Source organism: Pseudomonas sp. GW822-FHT06B12 (assembly GCF_058799675.1).
This window is the reverse complement of record NZ_JBXALR010000002.1, coordinates 129,815-145,728: the sequence shown is the minus strand read 5'-3', so window position 1 is coordinate 145,728 and position 15,914 is coordinate 129,815. Positions and strand designations below refer to the sequence as shown.

Sequence of the window (15,914 nt, the reverse complement as noted above, 5' to 3'; positions counted from 1 at the left end):
CGTAATAAAAATGCCGGATTGGTATCTGAACGCTTCCGAGAGTCAGCAGCGGTATCTCAAGGAGCTCGTTGAGGAACGCTGGCGATTGCAGGGGCACGTGGACGGCCCACTGGAAAACCTGCAGCAGGACATCAAGGCGTTTGCCAAGCGCTTGTTCTCATTGTTGATAACCTCGAACTTCAATACCCATGAGGACGTCAGCACGCTGACCCTGAAACTGTACATTCCGGACACGATCATCTTCGGTATCGACAGGGGGGCGAGTCGCTTGCGTGAGTCCACGTTATTGGACGCCGCGCTGCATAACTTCGAAGCCGCCGAAACCGTTACCGGTTATTTTGCCAGCGGTTCAGGCGTGTACCGCACCAACGTCAGAGGGGAACCTGGCCTTATACCGGCAATGACCGTCAGTAAAATAGCCACGTTGTGTCGTCGACTGGACATTGGTGCGCAGTACCAGACCCATATAAAAAGCATCCTTTTGCCCCAGGATCCGCGCGCAAGGCACGCGCTGGAGCAGGCGGCAGTCGCCAGCGAAAAAGCGGCTTTCAACCTGGACGCTCTGATTGCCTACTTGAAAGCAGACATCAGTTCATATGCGTACGGAAAACTTCAGGAGGTACGCGATAACAAACCGGATATCGTGTTTCATGAGCGTCCGTTGTACAGGCACCGGTTATCGCTGATGGGGTTCAGGCTGCACGGCGTCGTGTTGTTCAGCGCCCTGAGTGAGCCTTCAAAGATCGAAGCGGCGATTGATGAACTGACACCGGACGCGCTCAAGTTCTGGATCAACTGGTCGCAGCGGGTACCGGCGTTGTCGGGTGATCTGTACGAGCGGTTCAAACTGTTACAGTCGTTTTTTGCCAATGGCCCGAGCGGCGTCAGTGAAGAGATGCTGCGTCGGGACGACATCTATCAGCAAAGCCATTTGAGCGGCCCGGTGATTGCCTACGTCCCGGAGGATCCGTTGCACCCGCTCAAAGAGTACGACTCCCTGGCGGGCTTCATGAAGGAACTGATCAGCCAGCTGCGGGAGTCGGACTATCAGGAGTTTTTCAGCCGTTTTGTGGCGCAAAAAGACAAGGGCAGATTTTTCGCCCGGGCCAATGAGCGTCTGACGCAGATCACCTGGCAGCAGCGCCAGCCGTTGGACATGGGGCCTTGGTGGCGGGAAACCGCAGTTGAAAACCCCAATGCGGAGCCCGTCACCAACCTGATAGAGGGGGATCTGTGGCCAAGCCTTTACCGCGACAAACGCGATAAGGCCATCAGCGACGCACGGACGATCGCGGTCCCCACTGGCGATGAAGACGCCACCACCCGCTGGAAGCGCCTGACCAGTTATCTGGATATTGGCTGGAACATGTTCAACTTTGGCGCGATGTTGGTGCCGGGTCTGGGCGAAGCGATGCTGGGCTTGATGGTGGCGCAGATGGCCGCCGAGCTGCTGGAGGGCATCGAGGACTGGAGCAAGGGCGACAAGGAGGAGGCCTCGGCGCACTTGACCGGCGTCATGATCAATTTTGCCCAACTGGCCTTGATGGGCGTCGGGCATGTATTGCCGGGCGGCGCAGCGCTCGCCGTCAAGCCGAGCCCGCTGATCGACAGCCTCAAACCGGTTGAGCTTGCCAACGGCAAGACCCGGCTCTGGAAGCCGGACCTTGAGCCCTATGAACATCCGGTGTCGCTGCCGGCCAATGCCGTTCCCAATGACATTGGCCTGTATCGACACGGCGGCAAGCAGTGGCTGCGGCTGGAGGAAAAAAACTATCAGGTGAGCCAGGACCCGGTGACGGGCCAGCATCGACTGGAACATCCGCAGCGCGGTACGGCCTACAAACCGCTGGCGGAGCACAACAACGCCGGCGCCTGGAAGGTCGAGAGCGAGCGGCCGCTCGAGTGGCAAGCGCAACGGTTGATGCGGCGCCTGGGCTACTCGGCGGACGCGTTCACCGATGCCGAGCTTGAGCAGATCCGGACGGTCAGTGGCACCGATGAAGATCTATTGCGCAGAATGCATGTCGAGAGTGAGCCGATACCCGCTCTGTTGGCCGACACCGCCAGGCGATTCAGCGCATACGCCGATGCACAAGGGCTCTCACGGCAGATTCTCGACGGCGCGCTCAGGGAGGACCTTTGTGGTTATGCCGCCGAGCTGATGGTCAAACTGCCTGGATGGCCTGGCGATCAATTCGTGGAGGTCACGCAGAGCATAGAGGCGGGCAATCAATCCACGTTTTACGGCACCACCAGGGTGCCGACCTCCGGGTCCATCCGGATAAGTCGGGCCGAACTCATGGGCGGGCAACTGCCCAGGCGCGTAGTGGAGTCCCTGAATGACGTGCAGATAAAGAGCGTGCTGGGTCCACATGCGCCGCAGACGGTGGCCGCGCGTATCGAGGCATTGCAAGGTCGGCTCGCCGACCAGGCACTGAGCGCCAGAAGGCGGATATTCGAGCGTTTGTACCGGGAGCGCACGCCGACGGGCAATCGAAGCGTTCAGGACATACAGCGCGGTTTTTCGACACTGCCGGCACCCATGGTCGAGGTATTACTGGCCGATGCGGATGCGCTCGAGCTGCAACACATGAACGACACCGGGCGAGTGCCGTTACGTCTGGCCCAAAAGGCCCGCGAGCTACAGCAGCGCGTGCGATTGGCGCGCGCGTATGAGGGGCTTTATCTGCCGGGGTTGGTGAGTGCGGACACCGAAAATCTGATCCTGCATACGCTGGGCAAACTGCTGAACCGGTCGGACGATGTGTGCATCGAAGTCCGGGAGGGCTCGTTCGCTGGAGCGCTGCGAGCCCGAGTCGGCCCCGAGGAGGCTCCTCAGCGCAAGGTGCTGGTTCGTACCGCAGAGGGGCATTATGAGGCCCGCGACGCCAGCGACAATCATTTGCACGGGCGCGATGACCTGTATGCCGCCCTTCAGCACGCATTGCCGGATGCTCAACGCCAAGCGTTGGGCCTGCCCCATGTGAGTCAGGGCGCCGAACTGAAAGCGCTGGTCAGTCAAAATGCACTCTCGCGTGATGAACTGCGCTCGGTACTGAAGATGCAACCGGTCACCCGGCCGTTCTTCAAACCACCGACGGTGCTGCCTGACGGCCGACGCGGTTATCCATTGAGTGGCCGTGGCCAGGGTATCCGGGACCGAATCACCGAGGAAAGAGTCAGGACACTGTATCCCGACTTCACGGTTGACGAGTTGGGTGAGTTCATCGGGTCGCTGAATGCCGCGGAAGACTCGCCAGACCGACAGTTGAAAAAACTTGAAAGCGAATACAAGAAGCTGGATCACAGCCTGAACGTATGGCTCAGGGCACCCAATGATTGGTCCGGTGTAAGAGACAGTCCGGAGTATCAGCGGGAGTGGGGCGCCAGGATCCAGATCGTCAAAGCGCTCAAACAAGCCTGGCAAAGGACCGGACCACGGGACTATGACGCCTATGGCAACTACCGGGGTCATACGATAGACCTCAAGGGCATGTCATTGCAGCACCAGCTGCTGAGTTTGCCGTTGATCGAGGCGAACTTCGATCATGTGACGAGGCTGAGCTTGAAAAACACCGGGTTCTCCAACGAGGTAGAGAACTTTCTGGGTCACTTTCGTCAGCTTCGTGCCCTGAATCTGACAGGCAATAGCCTGACCCGACTTCCATCGATGCTGGGTGACATGCGGCATCTGCTCGAATTGCATCTGGGGTCGAATCGAATCGTGCTGACCGAGCAGGCGGTGGCACAACTCAGGCGCTTGACCCACTTGAAAGTCCTCGGCATGGGGCAAAACCCGCTGGCGTTGGTGCCGGATATCAGTCGCATGCGCGATCTGCATGCCCTGAACCTGTCGGAGACCGGGATAGAGACATGGCCGACCGGTATTTTTGCGCTGCCCCGGCCGCGTCATTTCGATTTGAGGTTGTTGGGCAATCCCATTACCCGAATACCGGTTGTGGCTCCCGGTTCTGTCAGGGCGCAGATTCTGGCGCGCACACTGATCAGTCGTGAAACAGAGTGGCTTTCGCCGCAGAACCTGACGATTCTCAAGGACTACATCGAGTCGGTCGGTCTCGACCCGGATCGACGATTCACTTCCGCGGTGATCGTCGACAGCCGTTTGTGGCTAGAGGCGCTGCCGCGCGAGCAGCGCTTGACCCCGCAATTGCGAGCGTTGAAACGCGATGCCTGGGGAGCGCTGGCCGATGAGTTTGGCTCCGAGCCTTTTTTCCATCAACTCAACGTGCTGTGGGAGTCGGGTGATGCGTTGACGGTATTTCGGGCCGAGCTTGCGGGTAAGGTCTGGCGAATGATTGAAGCGGCTGCGGCAGATACTCAACTGCGGGAAAAGCTCTTCAACATGGCGGCGGCGCCCACGACCTGTGCCGATGCTGGCGCCCAACTCTTCAATGCGATGGGGGTCGAGGTGCTGGTTCATGAGGCCTACGCCTTGGCCAGTAAAGATCTCGTCGAGGCTGAGCTGGTGAGTCTGGCGCGAGGCCGCTCTCGCCTGAATGAATTGAGCAAGATCGCCCGGGGGCGAATATCGGAGCTGCTGGAGCAGGGCCGACGATATCCGGTATTGGATGCCAACGGCGACCCTGTTCCTCTGCGGGATGAGTATGGAAACTTTGTCCGGTCGATCGATGAAGTGGAAATTCATATGGCTTACGCAACGGCATTGGCCGAGCGCCTTGACCTGCCCTGGCAATCGCGACTCATGCGGTTCGAGGAACCTGACGTCACCCTTGTGATGATAGAGGCGGCTTACCGACGGGTATTGGCGTTGGAGGAGGGCGACTTGATCACAGACTCGATCATCGAGCAGGACTTCTGGAGAACGTATATCCAGGGCTCGAACCGCCGGATATTCAAAGTCTTGCGGCGCAGAGCCGACGCTGCGCTGGACCTGCAAACTGCACAAACCGACTGGACGCAAAGCACGGACCTGGTTGAGCGCAACCGCTTGCGCGAAAAGATAACAGCGCTGGCGACGGTGCTGGGCAAGCAGCAAGAGGATGTTGCACCGGGTCGTGTCATGACGGACGCCGAGTACAACGCTGAGCTGGAGTTGATCGACGCCCAGACGCAGCAGATGCTGAAAAAGCTCACCCAAGAGGCAATGGACAGGGCAAAACTTCAACGGGTTGAGTTCCCTTTTAACGTTGAAACAAATCATTGATCGACGTGCCCTTAATCAAGCGTGGTGCAATGGCTGCCATGTTGCATTCAGGGCGTGAAGCGTTGTGGCTGAGCACCTCGGTGGGGTGTGGTGTTATTTATATATAGTTGGATCTCTAATTTTTGAACGGTCATTTAATGTTGTGTAAATGGTTCAGCAGGTTTTTAGTCTTTTGTTTTGTTGCGTGCGGCTTAAGCTGAAGACTTATTGGATTATCTTTGGTCGTAATATTATGTATGAATCACAAGGATTGGATGTTGTTACAAGGCCTTCAGTTTCACCCGTCGAAAATAACGGCATTCATTATGAACGTATTGTTCAGGCACTTCCGCCTGCCATAAAAGCGGCGCCGCCGGTCAGGTTGTCGTTTCTCGCCGGCACCACGGTCTCGACACCGGACTGGTATTTGAGGGCGTCAGTGATTGATCGGCAATACCTCAAGGAATTGATCGACAAACGCTGGTTGTTGCAGCGCCTGGTGGATGCGCCGTTGCAAGACCTGCAACAGGACATCAAGGCGTTTGCCAAGCCCTTGCTGTCCGTGTTGATGCGTTCGAACTTCAACAGCCATGACGACGTCAGCGAGCTGACCCTGAAACTGTATGTGCCGGACCGGATCATCTTTGGTATCGATCGCGGTGCCAGCCATCTGCGCGAGTCCACCCTGCTGGACGCGGCGCTGCATAACTTCGAAGAGCCGGAAACCGCCGCCGATTATTTCAGGAGTGGTTCCGGGGTCTATCGCCGCAACGTCAGAGGGGAGCCGTCGCTGATACCGGCGATGACGGTCAGTAAGATCGCCACGCTGTGTCGTCGGCTGGACATTGGCGCGCAGTATCAAACCCATCTGAAAACCCTGCTGCTGCCGGCCGACACGCAGCAAAGGCAAGCGCTGGAACAGCGCGGCGCGGCCAGTGAGCAGGCGGCGTTTGAATTGGCCTCACTGATCGCCCTGTTGAAAGACGACATCAGTTCGAATGCCTACAGTGTGCTGCGCCAGGTGCGCGAGCATAAAAGCGCCATCAGTTTCCACCAGCGCCCGCTGCACCGGCATCGCTTGTCGCTGATGGGGTTCAAGCTGCACGGGATCGTGTTGTTCAGCGCGTTGAGCGAGCCCTCAAAGATCGAGGAGGCGGTTAACGAGTTGACACCGGACACGCTCAAATTCTGGCTCAGCTGGTCGCAACGCGTGCCGGCGTTGTCGGGTGATCCGTACGAGCGGTTCAAACTGTTGCAGGCGTTTTTTGCCAATGGCCCGAGCGGTGTCAGTGAAGAGATGCTGCGCCGGGACGACATCTATCAGCAAAGCCATTTGAGTGGCCCGGTGATTGCCTACGTCCCGGAGGATCCGTTGCACCCGTTGAAAGAATACGCCTCGCTGGCGGACTTCATGAAAGCGCTGATCAGCCAGCTGCGCGAGCCGGAGTATCAGGAGTTTTTCAGCCGCTTCGTGGCGCAGAAGGACCAGGGCCGGTTCTTTGCCCGGGTCAGGGAACGCCTGAGCCGGATCACCTGGCAGCAGCGCGAACCGCTGGATATGGGGCCGTGGTGGCGGGAAAGCGCGGTCGAGAATCCCAATGCCGAGCCCATCACCAACCTGATGGAGGGGGATCTGTGGCAAAGCCTTTACCGCGATAAACGCGACAAGGCCATAAGCGACGCGCGGGCGATCGCGGTCCCGACCGGCGATGAAGATGCCGCCACCCGCTGGAAGCGCCTGACCAGCTACCTGGACATCGGCTGGAACGTCTTCAACTTTGCCGCGATGCTGGTGCCGGGTCTGGGCGAAGCGATGCTGGCGCTGATGGTGGCGCAGATGGCCGAAGAGCTGCTGGAAGGCATCGAAGACTGGAGCAAGGGCGATCGGGACGAGGCGTCGGCGCATATCAACGGGGTCATCATCAACTTCGCGCAACTGGCCTTGATGGCCGCCGGGCACGTATTGCCTCAGGGCGCCCGGATGCCGGTGAAACCCAGCGTGCTGATCGACAACCTGAAACCGGTGGAGCTGCCCAGCGGCAAGACCCGTCTGTGGAAGCCGGACCTGAGCCCTTATGCACACCCGGTGGCGCTGCCGGCCGAGGCCAGGCCCAACGAACTGGGGCTGTATCAGCACAACGAGCAGCAGTGGCTGCGGCTGGAAGACAAGCATTACCAGGTGCGTCAGGACCCGGCGACGGGCGAGCATCGCCTGCAACATCCGACCCGGTCCAACGCCTATCAGCCGAGGGTAGAGCACAACAATACCGGGGCCTGGATCCATGACACCGAGCAACCCTTGACCTGGGAGCGTCCGGCCTTGTTGCGACGCCTTGGCCACCGTGCGGACGCGTTAAGCGATACCGAGCTCGAGCTGGCCCGCAAGATCAGCGGCACCCACGAAGGCCTGTTGCGCAAAATGTATGTCGAACGCAAGCCCCTGCCGCCATTGCTGGCCGATACGCTCAGCCGTTTCGACGCCTACCGACAGACCGAAAACTTCATCTCGCGGATGGAAAGCACTGAGCCGGGTGCCTACGTGACGATCGATCACAAGACCGAATTATTCAATGCTCGCTACGCCAACCAGCAGGCATCGGGTGATCCGCGTGTCGAGCTGATTAAACGCCGTTTCACTGGCCTCCCCACGAATATTGTCGAAGACGTACTGGCGGGTGCTTCCAGCGCCGAGCGACGACAAATGGCCCTGTGGGACTTTGCGAACACGCAACAGACCAAGCCTGTTCCTCTGCGTCTGGCCGAAGCGTTACGCAATGCGCAACGTGAAGTGCGTCTGTCGCGGGCCTATGAGGGGTTGTATCTGGAGGTCGCGTTGACTCCCGATACCGAGACACTGGTTCTGCACACACTGGATGCATTACCGAACGGGATAAAAAATCTGCGAATTGAAGTGCGCAATGGTTCCTTCAATGGAGAACTGCGTGCCAGCGTCGGCCCGGAGGAAGCAATCGAGCGCAAGGTTCTGGTGCGCAACGAAGATGGGCGGTACGAAGCGCGTGACAGTGACGATAACCATCTGCACGGCGCTGACGATTTTTATGCAGCGCTGCAGCACGCTTTGCCGCAAAACCATCGCTCAACGCTGGGGTTGCCCCATGTGGGGCAGGGGCGGCAATTGCAGCAGTTGATCAGGCAGCATGCGCTGTCGCGCGATCAGTTGCGCCAGGCGTTGCGGATGCAGACGATCAAACCCTTCTTCAAGGCCCCGGTGCGCGGGGGCGACGGCGCTTTCGGCTATCCGTTGAGTGGTCGTGGGCAAGGCATGAATCTGCTGATGGCAGAGCGACGTGCGAGGGTTCGCCGACTGTATCCCTCCCTTGGCAATGCAGATGTCGAACTGGTTTTGACACGGGCGGAGCTTGCGCAGGCTCATCCCGTCTATCCGCTGTCAGTCGATGAGTATTTGCTGGGCCTTGAGCAAGAGCTCGACAGCCTGCAACACGAGGCGAATGCCTGGGTGGATACGCCGGGAACGCACGTCTTGCCCGATGGAAGTGTTGAACCGGTCAACCGGCCGGACAGGCAGCGGGTTGCCGACTTGCTCCGGTGTTGCTGGCAAAGGACCCATTCGCCGCAGCAGGCGATCGGTGGTTTGTACGCCGAGGGCACTCTCAGCTTGACCGGTCTGCGTATCGGGGAGCTTCCAGTGTTGACTCGAGCGCTTTTTACTCACGTTTTTTCGCTGGACCTCAGCGTCATGGCGCTTGAGGAGGTGCCGGCCACTTTCCTTGAAGCGTTCCCGAATTTGCGCGAGGTGAGCCTGGAGAACAATCGGCTGCAAACGCTTCCGGTGACGTTGCGGTTGATGCCGCGGTTGCAGGCGCTGAATCTTTCCAGGAATGGCATCGTCTTGAGCCCCGAGGCGCTCATTGCCCTGGAAGGCTACCCGGCGTTGCAGCAACTGCACCTGAGCTACAACCCGTTGGGTCGGGTTCCAGATTTTCGTCGGATACCAACATTAAGACAAATCAACCTGCGTAATGCTGTCGTAACCGAGTGGCCAGCGGGGCTTGATGGTTTACGGGAGCTTCAAGGCGTCGATCTGCGCGACAACTTCATCAGCCGGGTACCGGACGAAATCCTCAATCCCTCCGCGGAAAATGCAGGTGCTGCGCGGCGGGTATTCAGCAGTGCCGTTCTGGACGGTAATCCGCTCACACCGGCTGCTCTGGAAGACTATGCCCAAGCGTGGGTGCGCTTTTCTCCACCTGACCACGGGGTGCCAGTGCCCATTGAACCGGGTGGTGAGGTTGCTCCTCTGGCGAGCACCAGAGAGAGGTTTGAGCACTGGATGCGAGACATTCCGGCCGGCGAGCGTGCCGCCAGGCAAGAGCAGTGGCGGTTGCTTGAGGGGGAAGACACCCTCAGTCAGGAGTTCTTCAGGTTACTGGAGAATCTGCGGCAAACAGGCGAGTACAGGAACGCCTACCCTGATCTGCAGGCTCGGGTATGGACGCTGATGGACGCTGCTGCACAGTCCGAGCAATTGCGCACTGAGTTGTTCCGCCTGGCCGGGGATGTGGAAACCTGTGCCGATGGGGCTGCGCTGATTTTCAGTCGCCTGGAGGTCGGGAATCTGGTTAGCCACGGCTTGAGCACGCAGGCGACCCCGGAGCTTTCCACACTGGCAAAGGGCTTGTTCAGGCTTGATGAAGTCGAACGGATTGCGCAACAGGATGCGAGCGAGCGGATTCGCGACATTTCGGCCAATCACGCTTTGACCCTGGCGGAGAAGGTTGAGGAAGTTCTGCTTGTCGACCGGGTCGAGATTCGTCTTGCCTACCGTATCGGGCTGAAGGATCGACTGGGTTTGCCGGGGCAGCCGCAGCAGGCCAGATATATCGGCGTGGCTGATGTGACGGCGTCGATGCTGGAGGCCGCCGAGCAGAGGGTGTTAGCGCTGGACAATTCGCCCCAGGAGTTTACGGCGACCACCCAGCGTGATTTCTGGCGAGGGTTTCTGAAGCACAAATACGCCGATGAATTTCTGCTGGAACAAGAGCCGTTGCACGCACGACTCGATGCGCTGGCGGCAACGGATATGGCAAGTCAGGAATACCTGGTCAAGAGTGCAGAACTGGCCAGGGAGTTCGAAACGCTCGAAGACGCATTCATCAAACGCAAGACAAAACTGGAATTGCCTGACTTGAACGCCGGAGACTAACAGCGCGCGGTATTGAGCACCCCGAAGGTTGCTGCAAACGCAACGTTCGGGTTTTTTTTATATTCGCTCGGTGATGGAACATAAGTTATGGGTGCGTGGTGTTATTTATATATGTATTTGTCTTTGATATTCGAACGGTCTCGCAGCAATAGCGCCGATGGTTAAACCGGTTTTTAGTCTTTTGTTTTATTGGGTGAGGCTTAAGCTGAAGGCTTATCGGGTTGTTTTGGATTATCAGTATATGGATGGGTTACAGGATGTTAATGATGTTTCAAATCCGCCAGTATTACCGGCGGAGAACAACGGTGTTCATTATGAGCGTATTGTTCAGGCGCTTCCGCCAGCCATGACAGCGACACCGCCGCTCAGGTTGTCGTCGCTCGCCAGCACCCCGGTCTCGACACCGGACTGGTACCTGAAGGCTTCCGCCGTCGATCGGCAATACCTCAAGGAATTGATCGACAAACGCTGGTTGTTGCAACGCCTGGTGGATGCACCGTTGCAAGATCTGCAACAGGACATCAAGGCGTTTGCCAAACCCTTGCTGTCCGTGTTGATGCGTTCGAACCTCAACAGCCATGACGACGTCAGCGAGCTGACCCTGAAACTGTATGTGCCGGACCGGATCATCTTCGGTATCGATCGCGGTGCCAGCCATCTGCGCGAGTCCACCCTGCTGGACGCGGCGCTGCATAACTTCGAAGAGCCGGAAACCGCCGCCGATTATTTCAGGAGTGGTTCCGGGGTCTATCGCCGCAACTTCAGAGGGGAGCCGTCGCTGATACCGGCGATGACGGTCAGTAAGATCGCCACGCTGTGTCGTCGACTGAACATTGGCGCGCAGTATCAAACCCATCTGAAAACCCTGCTGCTGCCGGCCGACGCGCAGCAAAGGCAAACCCTGGAAGAACAAGGGGCGGCCAGCGAGCAGGCGGCGTTTGAGCTGGCCTCGCTGATCGCCCTGCTGAAAGACGACATCAGTTCGAATGCCTACGGGGTGCTGCGCCAGGTCCGCGAGCATAAAAGCGCCATCAGTTTCCACCGTCGGCCGCTGCACCAGCATCGGCTGTCGCTGATGGGTTTCAAGCTGCACGGTGTGGTGTTGTTCAGCGCCGAGGGCGACGCGGGCAAGGTCCAGGCGGCGGTGGAGGCCCTGGCGCCTGACGCGCGTGCCTCCTGGCTCAACTGGTCGGGCATGTTGTCGGTGATGTCACCGGGCAACGACTTGGACAAGTTCAAATTGCTGCAAGCGTTTTTCGCCAATGGCCCCGCCGGGGTCAGCGACGAGATGCTGCGCCAGCAGGACATCTACAAACAAAGCCGCTTGAGCGGCCCGGTGATTGCCTATGTGCCGGACGACCCGCTGCACCCGTTGAAAGAGTACGCCTCGCTGGCGGACTTCATGAAAACGCTGCTGAGCCAGCTGCGCGAGCCGGACTACCAGGCGTTCTTCAGCCGCTTCGTGGCACAGAAGGACAAGGGCCGGTTCTTTGCCCGGGTCAGGGAGCGTCTGAGCCGGATCACCTGGCAGCAACGCGAACCGCTGGACATGGGCCCCTGGTGGCGGGAAACCGCGGTCGAGAATCCGAATGCCGAGCCGATCACCAATCGGCTGTCGGGTGAGCTTTGGCCACAGCTGTATCGCCTCAAGCGCGACAAGGTGATCAGCGACGCGCGGGCGATTGCCGTGCCGACCGGCGATGAAGATGCCACCACGCGCTGGAAGCGCCTGACCAGCTACCTGGACATCGGCTGGAACGTCTTCAACTTTGCCGCGATGCTGGTGCCGGGGCTCGGCGAAGCCATGCTGGCGCTGATGGTGGCGCAGATGGCCGAAGAGCTGCTGGAAGGCATCGAAGACTGGAGCAAGGGCGACCGGGACGAGGCGTCGTCACACATCAACGGGGTCATCATCAACTTTGCGCAGTTGGCCCTGATGAGCGCCGGGCACGTCATCCCGCGGGCGGCACGGATCTCGGTCACCCCCAGTCCGCTGATCGACAACCTCAAACCGGTGGAACTGCCCACGGGCAAGACCCGTTTGTGGAAGCCGGACCTGACGCCTTACGAGCACCCGGTGGCGCTGCCGGCCGAGGCCAACCCCGATGATCTGGGGCTGTATCAGCACAACGATCAACAGTGGCTGCGGCTGGAAGACAAGCATTACCAGGTGCGCCAGGACCCGGCGACGGGCGAGCATCGCCTGCAGCATCCGACCCGGTCCAACGCCTATCAGCCGGCGGTGGAGCATAACAATGCCGGCGCCTGGAAAGCTGAAACCGAGCAACCGCTGGCCTGGGACGCGACTCGCCTGATCCTCCGGCTGGACAACTCTCTGGAGCATTACTCGGCCTCCACCCTGGCCAAAATCCAGCAGGTGAGCGGCGTTGAAGAGGGGCTGTTGCGTCGGCTGCATGTCGAGCATGAAACTCCGCCGGCGCTGTTGCGCGACACCCTCATGCGCTTCAACACCTACGCCGACGCACAGCGTTATCCCGAGCAAATCCTGTCGAATCGGGTGCCGGAGGACATGGCCGGTTTTCTGCCGGCGACTCTGGTCGAACTGCCGCGCTGGCCGGAGTCCCGGGCCCTGGAGGTGTTTGAAGGCGATGATCGCTTGGGGGCATCCGTCAAACATGGCAACGCCATGGCCGCTGAGCCACAGATCATCAAAATCAGCCGCTCGGAGTTGGTGGCGGGGAAACTGCCTGAGCGAGTGATTGAATCCCTGAACACGACCGAGTTGCGGGAAATGCTTGGTGAACGGGTCGCCAATGACACCCCTTCACGGGTTGACGCGCTGCGCAGTCGACTGGCCATGCAGGCACAGAAACAACGAAACCGTCTGTTCGAGGCGTTATACAAAAGCCGCGATGTGTCCGACAGCCCGCAGGTGCGCTTGCTGAAGGATGACTCCCCGCAGCTGCCCGGCGCTGTTGCGCAAGAGTTGCTGGACAACGCCGAGCCTGCCGACCTGAAACACCTGGCCGAGAAACAGCGCCTGCCGCTGCGTTTGCGCCAGCAGGTACGCCGGGCGCAGGAACAGGTGCGGTTGAACCGGGCATACGAGGGGCTTTACCTCGAGGAGCTGGAAAACGCCGACACCCGTCGCCTCGAGTTGGCCTCGCTGGCCAACTTGCCAGGCTGGTCGGCGGATGTTCGGATCGAAATTCATCACCTGGGATTTTCCGGGGACCTGCTCGCCAGCGTGGGGCCGGTGGAAGCGCCGATCCGCAAAGTACTGGTGCTGGATGAGGACGGTCGTTATCAGGCGCGAGACGCGGAGGATCAGCATCTGCACGGTACCGACGATCTCTACGCCTCGGTGTTGCATGCCCTGCCGGACACCGAACGCAACGCATTGGGTTATGACATTCACGAAGGCGCTCGGTTGAAGGACGCGGTGCAGCGCTCACCGCTGAGCCATGCACAATTGGAACCGATCCTGCTTGAGCACCCGATCCGCAAACCGGTGTACGACCCGCAAACCATGCGTTTGCCCGGGGGGATGCCGGGGTATTTTCGCGAGCTCGCTGACAGGCGTTGGGGGCAAAGCCCGGAGGCGCGGATCAGGAGGCTCTACCCCTCGTTCACGGCAGACGACACGGTCGCGTTGCTGGATAGTTTTAACCGGGAAGGGGTACCGGTTGACATGCAGATCGAGGCACTTGAACTCGAATTTGAACGGTTGAGCTCGAGCTTGAAGCGGTGGGTGAATTCGCCCACCCGGGATTTTCGTTTGAGTCTCAATGGAGTAGAGGAGTGGAACGCGAGAAATCAGCTTTCCCGAAAAATCAGGCAGTGCTGGCAGCGCACGGGCCCGAAACAAATTGACGGGTATGGGAATGTTCTTGGGGAGATACTGGACCTGACCGATTTTCCTCTGGATCGGCACTTTGCGGGAATGCCCGAGCTGGAGGCCAATTTCGACCATGTCACGTATTTGAAGTTACTTGGCACAGGTTTTTCTGATGCCGAGCAGTCCTTTCTTCAGTCGTTTCGTAAACTGCGTGCCCTGGACCTTGCTCGCAACAAACTGACGGTGCTGCCGCGACACATCGCCGAGATGCCACACCTCAATTTCCTCGAACTGACGGGAAACCGGATTGTGCTGACGCCCGCCGCCGTCGAAATGCTTAGCCGCTGCACGCGGTTGCAAACCCTCGGTCTGGCCGCAAATCCGTTGGGTCTGCTCCCGAACATCAGTCGCATGCCTGAGCTGCATACACTGCTCCTGTACGAAACCGGAGCGACCACTTGGCCACCGGGGTTGTTCGACCTTCCGCGCCCCCGGCATATCTATCTGGACATGCAGCACAATTCGCTCACTCGCATACCCGACGTCACGCCGGGTTCGGTTGATGCGGAGTTGCTGGCGCGTACATTGCTCAGCCGTCAACCGCCCTGGATGTCACCCGAAAACCTGGAGCTACTCAAAGACTACATCAGGTCAGTGGGGCTGGACCCGGACCGTCCTTATCCCGGCAGAGGCGTGCGCGACACCGTGGATTGGAGGCAAGGCGTGACCTTTGACGAGTGGGTGCACAAGCAAATGCTCTGGGATGAGCTTGAAGATGAGTTCAACTCGACCGGTTTCTTCGATGAGATCAGGCGCCTGACCCAATCGGCGGACTTCACCGCGGGTGGCGCCTATCGAACCGATTTGACGGCCAAGGTGTGGCGAATGGTCGAGGCCATGGCCAGGGACACTGAGCTGCGCACGAAGTTTTTCACCGAGGCCACGATGCGCACCCAATGCGTGGATGCCGCGACGCAGTTGTTCAACGTTCTGGGGGTCGAGGTACTTGTTCGTGAAGCTCATGAATTGGGTAACGCCAGTTTGATCGAGGCGCAGCTGATCGAGCTGGCCAGGGGTAAATCACGGCTGGATGAGATCGAGCGAATCGCCCGTCGTCATATCATCGACCGCGAGGCGGCTGGCGAGCGCTTTCGACGTATCGACGCCGAAGGCAATGCCACCGGAACCATTGACGAGGTCGAGGTTCATCTGGCGTTCATGACGGACCTGGCAGAACGGCTTGACCTGCCCTGGCAGGCGCGAGGAATGCAGTTTCGCCGGATCGCAGGCGTCACCAGCGAAATGATCGAGGGCGCCTACCAGAGGATTCTTGGGCTGGAGGAGGGTGATCTACTGCGTGATTCGATTGCCGAGCAGCCATTTTGGCGGACCTATGTGCAGCGTTCGAATCGGGCGCGTTTCAGGGCGTTCGATCGCAAGGCGGTCGCGACGACCGAGTTCAAGGTTGCCCTGGATGAACGCGCCTCCCGCACGGACCTGACGCTGGAGGAAAGAGAGGAACTGAAGGAGGAAATCAGGGTGCTGGCCGCCGAACTCGGTAAACCTGAAAGCGCCTTTGCGCCGGGTCAAGTCGTGACCGATGAAGCGTTTGCCGCAGAGCTTGAGCTGATCAAGGACGAGCGCGAAACCCTTCTCAAACAACTGACTCAGCAAGCCATGGACCGGGCAAAACTGCGACGGGTTGAACCTCCACTCTTTACGGTGGACACCAATAGCTGACCACGGTTGTTTTTTCCTCGGTGTGA

Annotated in this window: 3 protein-coding genes; all 3 read left to right on the top strand. The window is 59.3% G+C overall.

Annotation, left to right across the window (positions count from 1 at the left end; translation table 11 throughout):
* Positions 1–10 precede the first annotated feature (10 nt).
* On the top strand, positions 11–5,185 hold the full coding sequence (locus tag AC1RKH_RS05430) for an NEL-type E3 ubiquitin ligase domain-containing protein (RefSeq protein WP_493062152.1): 5,175 nt from the start codon (positions 11–13) through the stop codon (positions 5,183–5,185).
* 418 nt (positions 5,186–5,603) lie between these two features.
* Positions 5,604–10,349 carry an NEL-type E3 ubiquitin ligase domain-containing protein gene (locus AC1RKH_RS05425; protein WP_493062153.1) on the top strand — a complete coding sequence of 1,582 codons (4,746 nt, stop codon included), beginning with the start codon at positions 5,604–5,606 and terminating at the stop codon, positions 10,347–10,349.
* A gap of 346 nt (positions 10,350–10,695) precedes the next feature.
* A complete protein-coding gene (locus tag AC1RKH_RS05420; protein ID WP_493062154.1) occupies positions 10,696–15,888 on the top strand; it encodes an NEL-type E3 ubiquitin ligase domain-containing protein in 5,193 nt (1,730 codons plus the stop codon).
* Positions 15,889–15,914: the final 26 nt, after the last annotated feature.

Coding starts and splice junctions, on each gene's coding strand:
- AC1RKH_RS05430 (WP_493062152.1), top strand. CDS start 11: ATGCCGGATTGGTATCTGAACGCTTCCGAGAGTCAGCAGCGGTATCTC.
- AC1RKH_RS05420 (WP_493062154.1), top strand. CDS start 10,696: ATGACAGCGACACCGCCGCTCAGGTTGTCGTCGCTCGCCAGCACCCCG.